This window comes from Microbaculum marinum (genome assembly GCF_037855135.1).
Classification (GTDB): Bacteria; Pseudomonadota; Alphaproteobacteria; order Rhizobiales; family Tepidamorphaceae; genus Microbaculum; species Microbaculum marinum.
Genome location: NZ_JAZHOF010000004.1, coordinates 265,911 through 284,159, shown reverse-complemented (window position 1 = coordinate 284,159; position 18,249 = coordinate 265,911). Strand labels below are relative to the sequence as shown.

Annotated in this window: 13 protein-coding genes; 12 read left to right on the top strand and 1 reads right to left on the bottom strand. The window is 64.1% G+C overall.

Going from position 1 to position 18,249, the window contains the following annotated elements; genetic code table 11:
- The first annotated feature begins 246 nt into the window (after positions 1-246).
- The 4 genes from V3328_RS11330 to V3328_RS11315 all read left to right on the top strand — a co-directional run bounded on the left by V3328_RS11330 (position 247) and on the right by V3328_RS11315 (position 7,764).
- Positions 247-1,746 carry a phosphomannomutase/phosphoglucomutase gene (locus V3328_RS11330; RefSeq protein WP_340329768.1) on the top strand — a complete coding sequence of 500 codons (1,500 nt, stop codon included), beginning with the start codon at positions 247-249 and terminating at the stop codon, positions 1,744-1,746.
- Between the two features lie 217 nt (positions 1,747-1,963).
- Positions 1,964-5,233: a glycosyltransferase gene (locus tag V3328_RS11325; protein ID WP_340329767.1), complete on the top strand. Its 3,270-nt coding sequence runs from the start codon at positions 1,964-1,966 to the stop codon at positions 5,231-5,233.
- Positions 5,234-5,342: 109 nt separating this feature from the next.
- A complete protein-coding gene (locus V3328_RS11320; RefSeq protein ID WP_340329766.1) occupies positions 5,343-6,998 on the top strand; it encodes a sulfotransferase family 2 domain-containing protein in 1,656 nt (551 codons plus the stop codon).
- 4 nt (positions 6,999-7,002) lie between these two features.
- A complete protein-coding gene (locus tag V3328_RS11315) occupies positions 7,003-7,764 on the top strand; it encodes a class I SAM-dependent methyltransferase (RefSeq protein WP_340329765.1) in 762 nt (253 codons plus the stop codon).
- A 132-nt stretch (positions 7,765-7,896) separates the two neighbouring features.
- On the opposite strand, the gene V3328_RS11310 is transcribed toward V3328_RS11315, so the two are convergent.
- The gene (locus V3328_RS11310; protein WP_340329764.1) at positions 7,897-8,703 is read right to left on the bottom strand and encodes an FkbM family methyltransferase; all 807 of its coding nucleotides are present in this window, start codon (positions 8,701-8,703) and stop codon (positions 7,897-7,899) included.
- 576 nt (positions 8,704-9,279) lie between these two features.
- Here V3328_RS11310 and V3328_RS11305 point away from each other — a divergent pair.
- The 8 genes from V3328_RS11305 (at position 9,280) to V3328_RS11270 (ending at position 18,235) form a co-directional block, all read left to right on the top strand.
- Entirely contained in the window at positions 9,280-10,203 is a 924-nt protein-coding gene (locus V3328_RS11305) for a sulfotransferase family protein (protein WP_340329763.1), read from the top strand.
- Positions 10,200-11,591, top strand: a complete 1,392-nt coding sequence (locus V3328_RS11300) for a hypothetical protein (RefSeq protein WP_340329762.1) — start codon at positions 10,200-10,202, stop codon at positions 11,589-11,591. Before V3328_RS11305 ends, V3328_RS11300 begins: the two co-directional genes overlap by 4 nt.
- A 39-nt stretch (positions 11,592-11,630) precedes the next feature.
- The gene (locus tag V3328_RS11295) at positions 11,631-12,320 is read left to right on the top strand and encodes a glycosyltransferase family 32 protein (RefSeq protein WP_340329761.1); all 690 of its coding nucleotides are present in this window, start codon (positions 11,631-11,633) and stop codon (positions 12,318-12,320) included.
- Positions 12,321-12,479: 159 nt separating this feature from the next.
- A complete protein-coding gene (locus V3328_RS11290) occupies positions 12,480-13,907 on the top strand; it encodes a mannose-1-phosphate guanylyltransferase/mannose-6-phosphate isomerase (RefSeq protein ID WP_340329760.1) in 1,428 nt (475 codons plus the stop codon).
- Positions 13,908-13,930: 23 nt separating this feature from the next.
- Positions 13,931-14,488 carry a dTDP-4-dehydrorhamnose 3,5-epimerase gene (rfbC, locus tag V3328_RS11285; RefSeq protein WP_422732923.1) on the top strand — a complete coding sequence of 186 codons (558 nt, stop codon included), beginning with the start codon at positions 13,931-13,933 and terminating at the stop codon, positions 14,486-14,488.
- 12 nt (positions 14,489-14,500) lie between these two features.
- Positions 14,501-15,559 (top strand): dTDP-glucose 4,6-dehydratase, encoded by a 1,059-nt coding sequence (gene rfbB, locus V3328_RS11280; protein ID WP_340329759.1) that lies wholly within the window; start codon positions 14,501-14,503, stop codon positions 15,557-15,559.
- Positions 15,560-15,621: 62 nt separating this feature from the next.
- A complete protein-coding gene (locus V3328_RS11275; protein WP_340329758.1) occupies positions 15,622-15,813 on the top strand; it encodes a hypothetical protein in 192 nt (63 codons plus the stop codon).
- A gap of 157 nt (positions 15,814-15,970) precedes the next feature.
- The gene (locus V3328_RS11270; protein ID WP_340329757.1) at positions 15,971-18,235 is read left to right on the top strand and encodes a Stf0 family sulfotransferase; all 2,265 of its coding nucleotides are present in this window, start codon (positions 15,971-15,973) and stop codon (positions 18,233-18,235) included.
- Positions 18,236-18,249 lie beyond the last annotated feature (14 nt).

The following is an 18,249-nucleotide window of genomic DNA, read 5'->3' as shown; positions in this document are numbered from 1 at the left end:
CGGCCGGTGCGCGCCGGTCGGTCGCGCGGGCAGGGACTCTGTTGAAGACCTGAGTAGTCAGGCAGCGCCGAAGCGTCAAGCATATTGTATTACGATAATAACGGAATCCGCCGCCTCGACTCGCGGAGCGGGGCGCGATAAAGACCCCGCCCTCGGGCGTCACCGAAAAAGCCACAATTGCTGCGTTGCATCATTTTCGCAAAAGTGTGCTAATTTGTGCGTGCTGCAAAAGTAGACAGGCGAGCAATGTTCCCGAAACCGGAAAGTTCGATCGTGGCCAATACTGCGGCATACGAGACGACGCCGCTGGTCCGGCCGACCGGGTTCCGGGAATACGACGCGCGCTGGCTGTTCGGCAGCGAGCTCAACCTGATGGGAGCGCAGGCGCTCGGCCTGGGGCTCGGCACGCTGCTGCATGACCTGCAGGTGCCGCCCGACATCGTGATCGCCCACGACTATCGGTCGTACTCGGCGTCGATCAAGATGGCGATGGCGACGGGCCTGATGGCGGCGGGGTGCCGCGTTCACGATATCGGGCTTGCGGTGTCGCCGATGGCCTATTTCGCCCAGTTCGAACTCGACCTGCCGGCGGTCGCCATGGTGACGGCGAGCCACAACGACAACGGCTGGACGGGCGTCAAGATGGGCGCCGACCGGCCGGTCACCTTCGGGCCCGACGAGATGGGCCGGCTGAAGGAAATCGTGCTCTCCGGCGCCGGCATCGGGCGGGTGGGCGGCCAGTACCGCTACGTCGCCGGCTTCGCCGCGCGCTATGCCGCCGACCTCGTCGCGGGCAAGGCGCTCCGGCATCCGCTGAAGGCCGTGGTCGCGTGCGGCAACGGCACCGCGGGCATGATCGCGCCCGGCGTGCTTCGCGCCATCGGATGCGAGGTGATCGAGCTCGATTGCGAGCTGGACCACACCTTTCCCAACTACAATCCCAACCCGGAAGACATGGCCATGCTGCACGCCGTGGCCGACGCCGTGAGGCGGCACGGCGCCGACGTCGGACTGGCCTTCGACGGCGACGGCGACCGCTGCGGGGTGATCGACGACAGCGGCGAGGAGATCTTCGCGGACAAGGTGGGACTCCTTCTTGCCCGCGACCTGGCCGCCCTCCATCCGGGCTCGCACTTCGTCGTAGACGTCAAGTCGACCGGGCTGTTTGCGACGGATCCGGAGCTCAAGCGCCATGGCGCCACCGTCGACTACTGGAAGACGGGTCACTCCTACATCAAGCGGCGCGTCAGGGAGGCGGGCGCCCGGGCCGGCTTCGAGAAATCGGGCCACTTCTTCTTCAATGCGCCGATCGGCAGGGGGTATGACGACGGACTTATCGCCGCCATCGCCGTGTGCGAGATGTTGGATCGCAATCCGGGGCAGGCCCTGTCCGGGCTGCGCGCCGCGCTTCCGGTCAGCTGGCAGTCGCCGACCATGTCGCCGCATTGTGCCGACGAGGACAAGTACGACGTGGTCGACCGCGTGACGGCGCATTTTGCCGCGCGCGCCGACGCACGGCAGAAGGTGGCGAACCAGGCCGTGCGGGAGATCAATACGATCAACGGCATCAGGATCGTGCTGGAAGACGGTACCTGGGGGCTCGTCAGGGCCTCCTCCAACAAGCCCGAACTCGTCGTCGTGGTGGAGAGCCCGTCTTCGGAGGGCAACATGAGGGCGATATTCAAGGAGATAGACGCGTTCCTCGCCGGACAGCCGGAAGTGGGGGCGTATAATCAGAAGATATGAATGAGAATACTGTTTCTTTTTGTTTCGGGAGGGAAGCAAATATGAAGTGAATTGCCATATATAGTGCCGATTATTGGATTTCGAGCGAAATTGATACTGGTGGAGACAATTTTGATGTCTCCGGAATGATTAACGGTCAGAAGGAAGCTGCGTCGTGGTTCATGTTCGAAAAAAGCAGGGGGCTTCAATGCGCGGGAGAAACTCCGGCGAATTGCAGGTGATTGAACCTCAGGCGACCGAAATCGCAGTGGACAGGGCAAGACGTCGCGACGTCGTTGCCTCGATCCGCAACGACATCGTCGCGATCCTCTCCACGGAGGACGGGCTGCTGATCCTCGCCACCCAGCCCGATGTCCACGAACTCTACAGGATCCGCTCCGGAAAGGCCCGGTTTGTCCCGGAGCCGCCCCGGTTCATAGAGTCGGGGGAGCTTCCGCTCAATCGGATGGCCTTTGCCGGGCCCGGGTCATGCGTCTTTTCGGCGACCGCGCCAAACAGCGGAGCGCGCTTCGGCTGGAACATTCCCGATTGGCAACTCGCGGACGGAAACACCACCTACCTGGAGATCCCCCCGAACGAGCCGCCGATCGAATACCACTACACCGAAGCCCACGGTCCGGAGATCCGGATCGCCGGCGGTACCGTCTACCGGTTCGAGGGATATTTCGCCTCGCACCGCGTGCGCGCGAAGATCGCCATCCGCATCTGTGACCGAAACGGAACGATTCTGGCCACGCAGTCGGAGGAGCTGGATCCGACCCGGCTGGGCGGTCGCCAGCTGTCGAACTACCAGCACGTGCAGATCAGGATCGCGGCACCCGCCGAAGCAGCATACGCACGGCTATCGATCGTCTACCAGGAGCCGCACGAACCGGCGGAGGGGGCGATGGGCTACCTCTTCACCGCCGGCCTTTCCTTGCTTCCCGACAGCGTCGACCTGTCTTTCCAGGAAGTGCTGTACCAGTCGGAAAGCGAGCAGCGCTTCGCGCACAAGGGGCTCTACAGCTACCTGGTGCCCCTGGATGTCCCCTTCATCAATCAATCGATGAAGGACATCGAGATCGTCTGCGATGACCTGTCGGCGGAGACGCTGTACGTGTTTCCCGACATGGACCTGCCGTCGAGCCGTATCGAGATCAACGGCAAGGTGGTCACCTTGCGAACGGATTTCGGCGGCGCGGTGCGACTGCGCATCGACAACCGCTACTACGGACGCGGACAGCGGGACCATTCGTCGAACGCCTTCGACTTCACGCTGGACGACAGCGTATGCGACGGTGACGTCCATCTGGTCGAAGTCCGAGACGCCACCGGACTCTTCATCGTCGCGCGCGACTACTGCCTGTTGCCGGCGGCGCTGACCCCGTGGAACGTCCTGCAGAAGGAAACCCTGCCGCCGCTTCCCAGCTATCTCGCGCCGGCGGCGGTGCACCGGTACCGGGCCCTGCAGAGCCATCTTCGGCGCTTTCCCAGGAAGCCCGACGACTTCGATATCTGGCTCTACGGAAGCCTGACACGGCTTCATTCCGTCGTGGAGGCGGGCTTCGAAAAGATCCGCGACTTCGCGCCGCTGCGGTTTCGGCAGCATGATCGGCCGGACGTCTCTATCGTCATCCCCGCCAGGAACAAGGCGAACGTCACGTACTTCTGCTTCTGCGCCCTTCTGCTGGCGCACAATGATGCCACCTTCGAGGTGATCCTGGTGGACGACGGGTCATCCGACGAGACCCGGGGCTTCGCCGAGTTCGAAGGCATCACCTATCTCCGCAACGAGGTGTCACAGGGCTTCGTCCGGTCGTGCAACATGGGCGCGGCGCAGGCGCGGGGAAAGTACGTTGCCTTCCTGAACAACGACACCGAGCCGACGGCCGGATGGCTGGACGAACTCCTGGCCGCCTTCGACACCATCGATGGCGTCGGCATGGCGGGTTCGCGCCTGCTCTACCCCGACGGCCGCCAGCAGGAAGCGGGCGGGATCGTCTGGGACAGCGGGAACCCCTGGAACTACGGGCATCTGGCGAATGCCCACGACCCGCGCTACTCCTACCTGCGGCAGGCGGACTATCTCTCGGGCGCCGCGATCCTGCTGCCGCGGACCCTCTGGGAGACTGTCGGCGGATTCACCGACAGCTACGCTCCGGCATATTTCGAAGACACCGATCTCGCCTTCAAGGTGCGCAGCGAGGGCTACAAGACGCTGTATGTGCCGCATTCGGTCGTGTTCCATTTCGAGGGGGTATCGAACGGGACCGACACGAACACCGGCATCAAGCGCTTCCAGGAAGTGAACCGTCCCAAGTTCAAGCGGGCCTGGGCGGAGGCCTATGCCGGCAACGGCAAGGAGGGCGTGAACGTCGATCTGGAGAAAGACCGCGGGATCAAGGGCCGCGTTCTGTTTCTCGACTACACGACGCCGCAGCCCAACATGGACGCCGGCGGCTACGCGGCGGTCCAGGAGATGAACCTGGTCAGGGCGCTCGGCTACAAGGTGACCTTCCTCCCCGAGAACATGGCCTATTTCGGCAGCGACACCGTCCGGCTCCAGCGCACCGGCGTGGAGACCATCTATGCGCCGTTCTACCTGTCGGTGCACGAGTTCCTGGAGAAGCGGGGAAGTGAGTTCGACGTCATCTACGTCACCCGCTACGAGGTCGCCGACCGCTATCTGGAAGCAATCAGGAAGCATGCGCCGCAGGCGAAGATCCTGTTCAACAACGCCGATCTCCACTTCCTGCGGGAGCTGCGCGCGGTTCTGAGAAGCAAGAGCCGGGAGGACATCGGCCGCGTCGTGGGTGTGCGCGACGCGGAATTCGCGGTGATGCGGAAAGTCGACCTGACGCTGTCCTACAACGAGATCGAGCACGCGGTGATCACCAGCCACATCCTCGATTCCGGCAGGGTCCTGAAGTGTCCGTGGGTGGAGACGCGCAAGACCAGCGTGCCCCCCTTCTCCAACCGGTCGGGGATCGCGTTCCTGGGAGGCTACGGCCATCCGCCGAACGTCGAGGCCGTGGAGTTCTTCGTGCGATCGATCATGCCGGCGCTTTCGAAGGAGAAGAACAAGATCGTCTTCCACATCTACGGAAGCCGGACCCCCGACTCGGTCCGCAAGCTCGAATCCGAATACGTGAAGGTCCACGGCTATGTCGACGACGTGGGCGACGTCTACAACAACTGCCGTGTGTTCGTCGCGCCGTTGCTGTCGGGGGCCGGCATCAAGGGCAAGGTCCTCTCCGCCTTCGCCCACGGCGTGCCGACGGTGCTGTCGCCGATCGCGGTCGAAGGAACCGGCGCCCGCTCGGGCCATGACTGCCTGGTCGCCGAATCCCCGGAGGAATGGATCGAGGCCATCGCCCGCCTGTATACGGACAAGGCGCTCTGGCAGAAGATCTCGAAGGGGGGCCAGTCGCTGATCGACGACAGTTATTCCTTCGACGTCGGCGTGAAGGCGATGCGGCGGGCATTCGAGGCGGTGGACCTGTACTGATCGGCGCACCGGGTGCCCCGCACCCGGGCTCGTCCTCTGGCCTTGGACGGGTATTTGAACTATCCAGTGCCGTCAGCAGAGAGACAACGCCGTTCCATCCGGGAGGAAGATGCCAAAGGTCGTATTCGTCGTGGGCGCCCACAGGTCCGGAACCTCGGCGCTGGCCGGCGCTCTCGGATTCTGCGGGTATCAGCACAGTCCGCAGCTGATGCCGGCCGCAGCCGACAACCCCGTCGGTTTCTGGGAACCGCTTCCCATCGTCCGGCTGAACCAGCGCCTCCTCGAGATTGCCGGGGCGAGCTGGGATCGCATACCGCTATGGCTCGACTTTTCGTCGCTGTCCCGCCGCAGGATCGGAGACTGGTGCGCTAACGGCTTCGCCGAGCCCGCCTCGGCGGCGTGGGACGATGCCTTCGGCGGCGTCGAGGGCGACATCGTCTGCAAGGATCCGCGACTGTCCCTGACGCTGCCTCTCTGGCTGCAGACCGCCGAGGACAAGGGGTACGACCCGGACGTGCTGATCTCGCACCGGGCCCCCGACAGGATTGCCGCATCCCTGACCAGGCGCAACGGACACGACTTCGCTGCCGCCCTCGACCTCGTCATGGACTACTGGTCGAACATTCTGGCGAATGCGCCGAGGTCCGCGCGCGTGGTGCGCTACGAGTCGCTGGTTGCGGCCCCGGAACACGCCCTCGGGCGCGTCGGCTTTGCGCCGGCTTCGGAGGCCGCCCGGCGGGATCTCCTCGGGTTCGTCCGCAACGACGATACCAATTCAGCCGCCGGCGTCTTTCCCAAGCCGATACTGCCGCACTCCCTGGCGGTCCTGAACGACGTTCTGGCAAGCGCCGACGGGGCGTGCCTGCTCAGGGAGACGATGCCGTTCCTGACCCCGTTCGAGCGGGGTCGCGACGAACACAAGCGCTTCTGCGGTCAGGTCTACCTGCTCCCGCCGAGCGAGCCGGTGAAGTCCTTCACCATCCCCGCCCGGCGCCGCCGCAAGGTCGTCCTGCACTGCCACATCTTCAAGAATGCGGGATCGTCGGTCGACGTGGTCCTCAAGGAGAATTTCGGCGCCCGCTGGACGGAGAAGGAATTCCAGACCCGGCCGAGGATGTCGAACGCCGATCTGACGAACGGCTTCCTGCGGACGCACGACCACTACGATGCCGTGTCCACCCATACGGGGGACTGGTGGTTCGGACACGACGACCAGGACCTCACCGTCCTGCCGATCCTGTTCCTGCGCCATCCGCTGCTGCGCATCCGGTCGGCCTATTCGTTCGAGAGGAAGCAGCAGGCCGATACGCTCGGCGCCAGGCTTGCCAAGGAACACGACTTTCCCGGCTACGTGCGGGCCCGGCTCGACCGGCCGAACGACTTCGCCTTCCGCGACTTCCAGGCGCGCCGGCTGGCGGCGTTCCAGAGCAGGATCACCACGGACCTGTGGTCGACCGCCATGCGCGCCCTGGAAGCTCTGCCGTTCGTCGGACTTGTGGAGGACTTCGAGGGGTCCGCGAAACGGCTGGAGGCCTATCTCAAGCCGCATTTTCCCGACTTCAGGGCGTACGAGGCCCACAGGAACGTGACGGATCTGTCCAACGCCAGTCCTCAGGACAAGATCGCCCGGCTGGCCGAGGAACTGGGCGAGGAGCTGTTCGACAAGCTGCTCGCCGCCAATGCCACCGATATCGAGATATACCAGTTGACCGAGGCGCAATGGGGCACGCGGAGCCCTGTGGCCGGCAAAGCCCTGGCGGAATAGCCCCATGAGCATCGAACACGTCGCCCCCTATCTCGACGGAGGGATCAAGAAGGTCCAGGGGTGGTGCATCCCGCAGCTCTGGAACGTCATCCAGCCGCTGCACGAATACCAGGAGAACGCCGGAATCACCGGCCCGATCGCCGAGATCGGCGTGTTCCACGGCAAGTTCTTCATCGGCCTCGCGCTGACCAAGAAGGGACAGGGAAAGCACACCGCCTTCGACGTGTTCGACCTTCAGCACTTCAATCTGGACGGCGCCGGCAAGGGCAATCTCGAGGCGTTCACGGCCAATCTCCGGCAGTTCGACCTGCCGGAGGACGAAACCGAGATCCGACGCGTCGACAGCATGGCGCTGACCAGACGCGACATCGCCGAGATCCGCGCGCAACGCGGCGCGTTCTCCATGTTCAGCGTCGACGGCTGTCACATGGTCGAGCACACCATCAACGACTTCCGCATCGCCATGGAGCTGACGCAGCCCGGCGGCATCATCTACGTCGACGACTACCTCAATCCGGACTGGCCCGGCGTTCAGGAAGGGCTGGCACGCCTCTACCTGAACGATGCGCCGAGATTCGTTCCGATCGCATATACCTGCAACAAGCTTTTCACCTGCCACATCAGCTATGCCAGGGACATGTTCGATCACCTGCGCGAGACCGTGAGAGCGAGCTTTCCGAACTGCCAGGTGAAGGTGGTCAAGCGGTTCGGCTACGACTGCCTGAACGTCAAGCCCGACTACACCGGCCCCAGCGTCCGCCTGTGAGCGCGGTTTCGCCGGCAGGCCGTATCGCCGGCCGGGCGCCACGCCGGTCAGGCGCCGTTCCGACCGGACGCCGTCCCGGTCGCGCCGGGAACCTGCCCTGGACGACATGAACGGCCGGATTCGATCAACCGCTCACGACTTGAAGATCGACAGGCCGTTCTCGTAAAACCGCGTCAGAAGATCCTGGACGCGCGGATCTTCCTGCAGCGACTTGTTCAGGAACAAGGCATTGTACTGGAACCATTTCTGGCAGTCTCTCGCAGCCAGTTCGAGACCGATGGTGGCCAGGGTGTCGATTACGCTTTGCGACAGCGCCTGCTCCTTCCAGACGGGAGCGATTTCGATTTCTGCATAAACGATCGCCGCGTCCTTCAGGGCGTTCCTTGCTCCGGCCAGAACCTGGTCCAGTGCGCCTTCCACATCGATCCAGAAGCATCCCCCCTTCAGGTCCTTGCCGGCCAGAAACTGGTCCAGCGTCACGGCGGAGACCATCACCTCGGTCGTTTCGCTGTCGCGCAGTCCGACCTGCAGCAGCGATCCCATGCGGCCGATCTTCGGCATCTCCTTTCCGGCGATGACCGTCGGTATGTACATCTTCATGGGACCGTTCGAGGAGGACGCGGCGAGGTTGTGGTAGGAGACGTCCGCGGCGTTCAGGTCTTCGAAAAAGTGGGCGTACACGCGAGGATTTGCCTCCAGCGCGATCACCGGCCGGTCGGGGTACTTGGCCTTCATCTGCTTGGAGAAGCTACCCTCGAAGGCGCCGACTTCGACGAAGATGCCCGGATCGGCAATATCGATGATCTCGTACAGGGTCTCCTCGAGAATCTTCGTGATCGGCTCCCGCTCTTTCAGCGGCTTGTCGCGCGTGGCCGGATCGTCAAAGATCCGGTTCAGTTCGGCGACACCTTCCTGGATGTCCTTCGACCCGGCGTGCATCTCTGATTGCCTCTCTGTGGTTTCTGGATTCGGCGAATGTTGCATTTGGCTGTGCAAGTCAGGGTGTCGTCTTCCAGAGGGATTTTGTCTTTTTGCGTCAGACTTCCGAGATACTGCATCTCGAGATGTGAATTGATTGCGTCATGCGCTCGCGCAGACTCATAGGTGAGGGCACGGGCGCTGACAATTCGGTTCCCCGAAAACGGCCCGAAGCCGACCCCGGCGCACGTGCCCCGGTTGCCTCATCGAGCGCCTCTGGCAGGTACATCCGCACCGCGACATCGTCGATCCGGAGTGATCCCGGCGAGGCGTCGCCGAGCCCGCGCATGGGCTCGGCAAGAGTGCCGGTGGAACGGTCGAGGCCGTGCCATGGCGCGCCCGGTCAGACTCCCATTTCCGGGGGAACTATGCTCATATCACGGGCGGCGGTCGAGTGTGATATGGAGAATGTGAACCGCCCGCGCGTATTCAGCGCCATTCCCCCCTTTGGTTGCCCTGGCTCCAAGGCACTGACATTGCCGGAATCCCCTGTTTCGACATAATTGTCGCCGACCTGCAGCTAGGATATCGCAAGGCATGAAAGACAATACGGTTCAAGTTCTTAAATCCAGGCTCCGGCGGGCGCTGGTGGCCAACGATCTGGCCGCTGCCGACGCGGTGATGGACGAATTGTCGGGCGTCATGACGTGGGCCCATGTGACGAGCGTGCACGACATCCCCCTGGTCGCGGCGCCGCCTTCGCTGGATGCGCAGCCTCCCGCCGGATTCGTGTTCGTGAGCGGCGCTCCGCGGTCCGGCACGACGGCGCTTGGCCGGCTCCTCAACAGTCACCCCGACATAGGAATGTTCACCGAGTTCTATTCGGAGCGCTTCGGATACAGCCCGGAGATGTTTTCGCCGGCATACATCGCGGAACTGTACGCCCGCGGTCTGCTCCCCACCCTGAACAAGCACAAGAACGAATCCGTACTTGCCGAAATGGGTGGTTTCCGGATCGTCGGCGACAAGCGCCCGAACTTCATGTACTCGGCGCAGCTTACGCTGAAGCGATTTGCCGGCCACCGGGTGTCCATCGTCCACATCGTTCGGGACCCCTATGCCGTGGCGCATTCCTATTTGCAGCGCGCGCGCGACAATACCTGGTCCGAAAGCCGGGACCACAAGGTCGCGGCCGATGAGATAAACAAGAACACCTTACTGGCCCTCGCGCTGCTGGAGTCCGAAAGGGATCCGCAGCATCAGGTGCTGATCGTGGACTACGACGAGCTGTGGCAGAGCAGGGAGACCATCGTCGGACTGTTCTCCGCATTGGGACTGTCGGGCGAGGAGTTGGATGTCGAAGGCCTCGACAATGTCCTGAAGAACGCGCTCGCGGTGGCTCGCAAGCCGCGTGAGTTTTCGTCTGCAGAAACGGAATACCTGGAGCAGAATCTGGATCTCGCCGGACTGGAGCGACTCATGGAGCGAAAGCTCGAGTTGCTGCACGGGGCGCCTGGATGATACTCGCTGCCCAGGATCACACGGACGAAACGATTGTCGAGCGCCTGACGTCGCAGACGGTGCGGCTCAATGAATACCTCGGACGCCGGCAGGTGCGCAGGTACCAGCGGGACATCTGGGAAAAGGGCCGTTTCGAACTCATCCTGGACGGGGCGGACGCCGTTCGCCTGACCTTCGTCCGCTCGATTCTGGTGGCGCGCAACGAGCTCTGGTACGGCGCCATCGCTGCCGAGACGGGCGAGGAGTGGTGGCTTCTTACCGGCGCGATCGCGGAAGCCTATCCGATCCTGGCCGTCGTGCGGTTCAGCGAGGCGGGCAACGCCGGTGAACTGACGCGATTGACGGACTTCAAGTCCGCGTCGCCCGAGGTGCTGAAGGCGAAGCTCCAGCGATTCATCGCATGCCGGCATGGCTCGGAGATCGACTGGTCGGCCGCTCTCAGCCCGGAACTCGCAATCGGCCATGTCAATTTCGCGCACCTGGCCTGGAACGAGATCCCGGCGCTCGAATACCTGCTGACGGAGGCCGACAGGGCTGCGGCCTGCTCCTCGGTTCGGGTCGAACACCAGCCGCTCGGACAATTGCAGGAACTTTTCCCGGAACTTGCGGACTTTTCCGTCGAGCCGGTCGATGAAGGGCAAAATCTGAACCGGCCCGACCGCTTCATGTTCCGGGTCGCGGGCTCGCTTTTCACCGATTCCGCCAAGCAGAGAATTCGACGCCGCGTTGAAGGCGGAAGGCCCTCCCCGAAAATAGGGGCCTTTCTCGCCGAGGTCCGCCGCCGTCAGGCATTCGTGGTCTGGATAACGGTGCGGACGAAGAACAGAACCGCGCTGAATCAGGCGGACTTCATCAGAAAGCTCGTCATGGCCCTGCTGCAGCGGCCGGGCGAGACCCTCATCGTCCTGCACGGGTTCTCGCCCCCGCTGGATTACGGTTCGGCACACGCCCGACAAAAAAATTGGTCGCTTCGCGTCAAAGAGTCTATGCTGCGCATGCGAGATTATATTGAGGATGTGGTCAGCGAACTGAGTCCGGAGGTCCGTAATAATATTTTCATTGCCGGCGAGTATGACATAGTAGAGACCATACATCTGGCAAAGTGCGCAAGTTATTATGTCGCGCAGCCAGGAACGGCGCAGCACATTGTCGGTTGGTTTTGGGAAACTCCTGGGGTCATTCTCGCCCCTGCTCAGGCCGACAGAATTCGAGACTGGTATTTGCACGTTAATGAATCCGGCAGAGCGGCGGATATTGTAGATGGAAACCATTTTGAACTCATCGAGAGCGAGTCGGGGAAATACGATCGAAATTCTCTTTATCGCATCTGCGATACTGATGCGCTGAGTGCCGGCATCAAAGAACTCACCATGCAGGTGAGGGTATAGCTGGGAAATTGTCCGTCGAGAGCTATCGGGGAACCGGTGATGAGCTTGAGTGACCTGTCTGAGAACAAGCCGAGCGGGCGCGAGGACGCGCCCATAAACATGTTCCAGTTCTGGGATCACAACCCACCCGCAGAAGTCGTCAGTCTGATGAGCACGTGGCAAGCAGAGCCGGGCGTGAACTACCGCCTGTTCAACAACGAAACTGCCGAAGACTACATTCGCGAGCGCATTGGACTGGATGCATGCATGGCGTACCGCGCCTGCAATGTCGGGGCCATGAAGGCCGATTTCTTCCGCTACTGCGCGCTCTACGAAGAGGGCGGTGTGTATATAGACGCCGACACACAGAACCTCGGCGGACTCTCGACGCTCTATGACCCGACGTCAAAAGGGCTTTTTTTCGTAAGAAACTCGAAGTTGGCAAATGATTTCATGATCATATGCCGGCCGCACGAGTATCTGATGCAGTATGCAATCGACAAGGCGATCCAGAATATCAATCAGAAACTGTCGAATAATGTTTGGGAAGTTACCGGCCCGGGCATTCTGACTGCGCTTTACCGTTCGGAAGACCCGGAAAAAGTTCGCCTGTTCGAGGATTATGTCATCCTCCCGGTCACCGAAATTCGCAAGGTCGTGGGCTTCAAGTGGGACCTGCCGTACAAGCAGGATGCCAGTCACTGGGTTGCCTACCAGACGGAGCAGCGCAGCATTTTCAAGACGGACTAGGCAGGAGGACGCAGGGGCAGGGCGAAGGGGAGGGGGTCCCGGGACGGGGCTGTCTGCCCTGAAGTTCGGATGAGAGCCGGATCAGAGGGCGGTTGGTGTGATGATTGATCTGCGTACTGGCTTGGTCGCTCGGAGTTCAGCCTGGAGGTGCGTTCGCCCATGACGGAAATCGTTCACGCGGTGATGTGCGGCGGATCGGGGACACGCCTTTGGCCGTGGTCGCGCCGGTCCTATCCCAAGCAATTCCTGTCGCTGGTCGGCGACCGCTCGCTCCTGCAGGCGACGGTCGGGCGGCTGGGCGCCAGACACGGTGTCACCGAAACCATCGTCATCGGCAACGAGGAGCACCGCTTCCTGATCGCCGAGCAGTTGCGCCGGGGTGGCGACGTCGCCGAAATCGTCCTCGAGCCGCTGATGCGCAACACCGCGGCCGTGGCCATCGTCGCCGCACTGCGCGCCGAGGCCCGCAAGGGGCCGGACTGCCTCGTCCTGCTGGCGCCGGCGGACCACGTGATCGGCGACGCCGAGGCCTATGGCGCGGCGATCGGGCAGGCCACGCCGGCGGCGCAGGCAGGCTATGTCGTCACCTTCGGCATCACGCCCGACCGGCCCGAGACGGGCTACGGCTATATCGAATTCGGCGACGCGCTGGCCGAAGCGCCCGGCGTCTCGCTTGCAAGGGGATTTCGCGAGAAACCGGACCGGGAGACCGCGGAAGGCTTCCTGGCCTCGGGCGGCTTCGCCTGGAACGCGGGGATATTCCTGTTCAGCCCGCAGACGCTTATTGAAGCAGCCGGGCGACTGTGCCCCGACATGCTGGCGGCCTGCCGTGCCGCTTGCGACGGGGCGAAGCCGGATCTCGATTTCCTGCGGCTTGACGCCGAGCCTTACGCGCAGATCGACGACATCTCCTTCGACTACGCCTTCGCCGAACAGCTCGACGGCAAGGTCGCCGTCGTGCCCGTCTCGATGGGCTGGTCGGATGTCGGATCGTGGCATGCGCTGTACGAGGCGCGCGGCGGCAACGGCGGCGGCGAGAACGTCACCGAAGGCCCGACCATGCTGTTCGACACCGAGAACACGCTGGCCTTCAGCGACGGGCCGCTGGTCGTCGCCCACGGCCTCAAGGACGTGGTGATCGTCGCCAACCACGACGCCATCTATGTCGCCTCCGCCGAGCACACCGGCGAGGTGAAACGGGTGGTGGCCGAGCTGGAGAGCCGCAACTACCGGCAGGCCGCGACCCACGAACGGGTCTATCGGCCCTGGGGGTGGTACCAGACGCTCGACCTGGGCGAGCGCTTCCAGGTCAAGGAGATCGTCGTCAAGCCCGGCGGCCAGCTGTCGCTGCAGTCGCATCACCACCGCGCCGAGCACTGGGTCGTCGTTCGGGGCACGGCGCGCGTCACGCTCGACGACGAGGTCCGCATCGTGACCGAGAACGAGTCGATATTCGTGCCCCTCAAGGCGCGCCACCGTCTCGAGAACCCCGGCCGCATTCCCATGCATCTCATCGAGGTTCAGACCGGCAGCTATCTCGAGGAGGACGACATCGTCCGCTACGAAGACGTCTATGGCCGTCGCTAGGGAGCTTTTCATGAACCTGTCCGATGGATCCGCCCGCGCCGCTGCCCGGGACCGGCACCTCGCGGGAGCGCACACGTCGTGCTGAGCGTCGAGGCCTGCGAGATACCCGAGGTGATGGTGGTCGCGCCGAGGCGGCCGGCGTCGGCGAGCCGTTCGTGCAGGACAATCACTCCCTGTCCGGCCAGGCCGGCGTCATCCGCGGCCTCCACTTCCAGGCGCCGCCGCACGCGCAGGGCAAGCTGGTCCGGGTCTCGCGCGGCGCCATCCTCGACGTCGCGGTCGACATCCGCACCGGGTCGCCGACCTACGGGCGCCACGTGGCGCGCGAGCTGTCGGCGGAGAACTGGCTGCAGCTGTGGGTGCCGCCCGGCTTCGCGCACGGCTTCTGCACGCTCGTTCCCGACACCGAGGTGCAGTACAAGGTCACCGCGTACTACGCGCCGGACCACGATCACGGCCTCGCCTTCGACGACCCGGCGCTGGGCATCGACTGGCCGGTCGACGCGGCAGATGCCATTCTCTCCGACAAGGACCGGCGTCATCCGGCGCTGTCGGACCTTCCGGCCCATTTCAGCTACTGACGAGACACGGCGATGAAGATCCTGGTTACGGGCGGAGCGGGGTTCATCGGGTCGGCGGTCTGCCGGCACGTGATCGGCGAGACGCCGCATTCGCTGGTCAACCTCGACAAGCTGACCTACGCGGCCAACCTGTCGTCGCTCGATGCCATTGCCGGCGACCCGCGCTACCGTTTCGCCCGCCTCGACATCTGCGACCGCGACAAGGTCCATGCCCTGATGGTCGAGGAGCAGGTCGATGCGGTGATGCACCTTGCCGCCGAGAGCCACGTCGACCGGTCGATCGACGGGCCCGGCGCCTTCATCCAGACCAACGTCGTGGGCACCTACGAACTGCTGGAGGCGGCGCGCCGCTACTGGTCGGAACTGCCGGCCGACCGCAAGCACGCCTTCCGGTTCCATCACGTCTCGACCGACGAGGTCTACGGCGCGCTGCCGCTCGACGGCGGCATCTTCACCGAAGAGACGCCCTATGCGCCCTCGTCGCCCTATTCGGCCTCGAAGGCGGCGTCCGACCACCTGGCGATGGCCTGGTGGCACACCTACGGGCTGCCTGTGGTGCTGTCGAACTGCTCGAACAATTACGGGCCCTACCATTTCCCCGAGAAGCTGATCCCGCTGATGATCCTCAACGCGCTCGAGGACAGGAAGCTGCCGGTCTACGGCACCGGCGCCAACGTGCGCGACTGGCTCTACGTCGAGGATCACGCCCGCGCCCTGTTCACGGTGCTGACCAGGGGGCAGCCGGGCAGTTCGTACAATATCGGCGGCAACGCCGAACGCAGCAATCTCGACGTGGTCCACGCGATCTGCGATCTCCTCGACGCCCGCTATCCGCGCGCTAACGGCTCGTCGCGGCGCGACCTGGTGACCTTCGTCGCCGACCGGCCCGGCCACGACATGCGCTACGCGATCGATGCGGAGAAGGTGGCGCGCGAACTCGGCTGGCGGCCGGTCGAGACGTTCGAGAGCGGCCTGCGCAAGACGGTCGACTGGTATCTCGACAACGAGGCCTGGTGGGCGCCGATCCGCGGCGGCCGCTATTCCGGCGAGCGGCTGGGCCTGCGGGCCTGATCTCCGGCAGCGGCCCGGCCGCGACGGGGGCCGGAGCGGAGCCACTGCGGCACGGCATTCAGATGGATCATTTCCTCAGGTTGCTGCTTCGCATGGCCTACTGGGTGCACCATCCGCCGTCCAAGCGGATGCTGGCGGTGATCGCCGCCGCCGTCGTGTTTTCCCTTGCCATATTCGCTATAGAATGGTTGGGCTATTGGCCCGACGCGCTGTCGCTGCCGCCCCGGACGGGATTGCGTTACCCCATCAGGTAGGCAGGCTGGCAGATGGGCAGGCCGCACGTCGGGCAGCGCTGCCGGCGGCGCGCTGCCGGAAGCCGACGATTGCCATTGGTGTTTTCATGCGAACGTTAGTCTTTTGAATGCCTTGTCGCACCTGCACTCCGAGCGCCGTACCGAATCGCGGACCGAAATGACTGCTGAGACAACTGCCGATACGCTCAGGGGCGTCACGGTCGACGAAACCGCCCGGCAAAGGCTGGTCGCCCGCAGGACGCCCGCCGCCAGGCGCCATGTCATCTACTTCACGCCGCGGTCGGGAAGTTCCTGGCTGTCCACCGCCCTGGCCGAGACGAAGCTGCTCGGCTATGCCGGGGAATACCTCAATCCGAGCTTCATCCAGTCGATCGCCAGGTCGCTGAACGCGAACACGCCGGACACCTACCTCGACGCGCTGCTGCGGTCGCGCAAGACCGACAACGACGTGTTCACGGTGGAAGTGACCTATTTCCATCTCCGCAAGTTCGGGGACAGGGGCCTGTTCCTCAAGTATTTCCCGCCGACCTCGCCGTGCGTCTTTCTGATGCGCGAGAACATCGTCCTGCAGGCGATCTCGCTCTACAAGGCGGTGGAAACGCAGGTCTTCCACACGGCCGCGGCGTCGGACGACAGGATCGCCGTGTCGCACGGCTTCTCCGACTACGACGGTGAGAAGATCCTCGGCTGGGTCCAGCACATCCGCCAGCAGGAGGTCGGGCTGGAGGCGCTGTTTGCGGTGGAGAAGCTTGAGCCGCTGCGGATATCCTACGAACGGCTGTTCGGCATGTATCCGGACCCGGTAGGGCTGATCGCCGGCCACCTGGGCCTGCCGCCCGGCTCCGTGCCGAAGGCCGAGACCCGCGCCGTTGCGCATGCCAAGCTCGCCAGCGCCTCCAATCTGGAGTTGGAGGCGCGGTTCCGGGCGGACTACGGCGAGTCCGTCGGACGGGTCGAATCCGAACGCCGGGAGATGATCGCGCGGCTCTACGCCAACGGCGCCGCCCGCCGCTCCGCTCCGCCGGTCCGGACGGGTGTCCGCAAAGCCCCGAAGGCCCAAACCGCCGCGCCGCCTGCCCCGAAACGGGCGGACGCCCCGCCGGCGCCGAAGCCGGCGCCCTCGCTGTCGCAGAAGCAGATACTGCAGCTTGCCGGCGAGCGCCTGCGCGCCGGCAAGCCGTTTTCGGCAATCCGCTTCGGCGACGGCGAAGGCATGTTTCTGGGCGGCGACGGATCGATCTTCCCGCCCTCCGCGCGCAACGAAGCGTTCAAGGTCCTGTTCGGTACCGAAGCTCCGGCGAATGCCATTTCGGATCTGGGCGAGCGGATGAAGAGCGCCTATCGGGATGCGGACGTTGTCGGCGGGCCGGCGCTCGAAGAACAAACGAACTACCGGCGGTCGCGAGCGGCCCGAGTGTTCACGCAACTGAGTCTGAAATCCGACACGAGCCGGTCGGCACATTCCAGCTTCCACCAGAACATATTCGGATCCGGCCTGCTGGCGGATCTGATCCGCGCGGCGCGGCGCGTGGTCATTGTCACGCCGCATCCCGTGGCCGGTCATTTCAGGGAACGGTTCGGCGTCGACGTGGAGTTGATCCGCATCCCCGGCGAAGCCAAGCACCTGAGCCCCAGCGATCGCCACTATCCGGATCGCTTCCGGGAGGTCTGCGCCAGACTGCGCGGCGAGGACCAGACCGGTTGCCTGGCGCTTGTCGGGGCCGGCTTCTGCGGCAAGGTCTATTGCGGGGTCTTCAAGCAGGCCGGCGGCGTCGCCATCGACGTCGGCAGCGCCTTCGACGAACTGGCCGGCTTCACGACCCGGGCCTACATGTCCAGCCTTGCCGGCGCCGAGCAGATGCTGGAGAGGGTCTCGTCACTGCCAATTGGTGATGATCCCTATTCGGCACGTTTGCTGTTCTTCAAGAGCCTTCACCTCGAAAAGCTTGGCAGGCTCGACGAGGCCCTGAACGCCTCACGCGAAAGCCTCAAGCGCAGCCCGGTCCCCACCGAGCGCGGCATCTTCCACCACATGTCGTTGCTGACGCGGCAGGGCAGGTCCGAGGAGGCGAACCTCATGCTGCACCGGATCTGCGCGCACCACCCGGATCTGTCGCGGGACGCGTGGCAGCTCCTGGGCGAGCATTATTTCCTTGCCGGCAACCAGCGGCAGTCCGCGGTGGCGTTCGAGCAGGCCTATGCCCTCGACCGCACGAGCCTGCTGGTCCTGAAGCGGTATGTCGCCGCGCTGCTGCGGGCCGGCGAGCGCAAGGAGGTGTCCCGGCTGAAGGGAGAGGTCGTCAAGATGGCGGACCTTGCGAACGACATTCTGGCGATGATCTCGCGTGCCGAGGGGGGACCGCGAGAGACATCCGATGCGGCGGCGCCCACGCTGCGTGAGCCGGTGGCGAAGAAGGCCTGACCGCTCGGCCGGCG